Consider the following 550-nt stretch of genomic DNA (forward strand, 5'->3'; position numbering starts at 1 on the left):
AACAATTTGCTTTTCTAGACATACTTTGGTAAATACGTTCTTCTTTTAACCTTTTCGAGTATGCCTTCATTTGATAACCCCATCCTTGATCAGAGTGGAAAGTTCTCCTATAAGGGGATTTAGCTGTGACTTTAATAGCTTTTTCTAGTGCATCCATTATATTTTTAGCTGATGGGCTCTCACTTATACTATAGCTTATTATCTCGCCATTATACATATCCATAAATGGATCTAAATAAAGTTTCTTTACCACTAATTTCCCTTTTTCACTTACTTCATAATATTTAAATTCAGTTGTGTCTGTAGTGATTTTTTGATGTGGAATATTAGTATTGAATCGTCTTCTAATTCTATTCTTAGCTGTTTTCCCAATTTTCCCTTTATATGAATTGTATTTTCTACTTTTTCTAGTGAATGATGTGACCTGTAAGCCTAATTTTTGTATAATTCTTTGAACTTTCTTTTTGTTTATAATATATCCTAAATTACGTAACGCACCATATATACGTCTATAACCATAATCTTTGTTATTCTTTCTTATTTCTAATAT

Annotated in this window: 1 protein-coding gene; it reads right to left on the bottom strand. The window is 29.5% G+C overall.

Going from position 1 to position 550, the window contains the following annotated elements; genetic code table 11:
* Positions 1 to 550: DDE-type integrase/transposase/recombinase (locus tag JX287_RS07775; RefSeq protein ID WP_204644320.1), on the bottom strand; the 550-nt coding region annotated here is incomplete at both ends.

The organism is Gemella haemolysans, assembly GCF_901873445.1.
Lineage (GTDB): Bacteria > Bacillota > Bacilli > Staphylococcales > Gemellaceae > Gemella > Gemella haemolysans_C.